Genomic DNA, 836 nt, shown 5'->3' on the forward strand with positions numbered 1-836 from the left:
CGGACTTGATCTATTAGCCTTGAACTTTAGTTCAAGGCGTACTCACCGGTAAAGTGCAAGATTTGAGTTTACCCGTTTATCTGCCTAGTTTGCTTTGTCCTTTATACTAGTCCTTTACACTATCAGCAGTCCTTTCAGCAGTATCTGGGTACACCTTACCCAAGTCTTTTACAGCTTCAGCTGATTGTCCTGCAATTCTTTTGGCACGTTCAGCAGGAGTACCTTCGGTTTCGCGAGCTTCTTTAAACCATTCTCCTACTGTTTGCGGTCTGTCGGAAGAGTTCCGCTCTAGGGCTTGGTTAACTCTGTTGGTTAAATTTTTGTCACTACTCTCATTAGTAACATTTGTTGTCAGCACTAGCAACCCAGCTAGAACCACAGCGAAAAAACGTTTTACCTGAAGTTGGTTAAATAGAGAATTGATCTGAGCAAATGCCTTAGAAATCAAATTTATCATTACAAGACTCCATTCGTTAATTTTCAACACTTTTTACAGTTTCAGAACCGGAGCAAACTCGCCTCAATCACAGGTTGGCTCCGGAAAAGGAGTCAAAATCAACCTATCTTCAAGCGAATCAGCCGTCCTGAATATAAGTCAAGACTAGCTGTAAAAACGTAATTATTCTTCTAACAGAAGTCATAGGTTGTTTATGGACAATATAAGACTATGTGCGGATTTGCTGGGACACAACTCAAGCAGTATATTTGATCTCCTGGTTAAGATACGTTGGTTTTTTCTGGATTTTGGGGTTGCGACTTTCTGGCAACGAAGCGAGAGTTGAACCTCACCCTGCCCTATCGGGCATCCCTCTCCTTAGTAAGGAGAGGGAAAGATT

At 41.9% G+C, this 836-nt stretch carries 1 protein-coding gene; it reads right to left on the reverse strand.

Annotated features, from left to right (window positions below):
- Nucleotides 1–106 precede the first annotated feature (106 nt).
- Entirely contained in the window at nt 107–457 is a 351-nt protein-coding gene (locus tag AC5590_RS03330; protein WP_169269026.1) for a hypothetical protein, read from the reverse strand.
- Nucleotides 458–836 lie beyond the last annotated feature (379 nt).

Origin of the sequence: Brasilonema octagenarum UFV-OR1, from assembly GCF_963888615.1 — a bacterium.
Classification (GTDB): Bacteria; Cyanobacteriota; Cyanobacteriia; order Cyanobacteriales; family Nostocaceae; genus Brasilonema; species Brasilonema sennae.

Bases quoted from the DNA above. Each gene is read 5' to 3' on its own strand.
- AC5590_RS03330 (WP_169269026.1), bottom strand. From the start codon at position 457: ATGATAAATTTGATTTCTAAGGCATTTGCTCAGATCAATTCTCTATTT.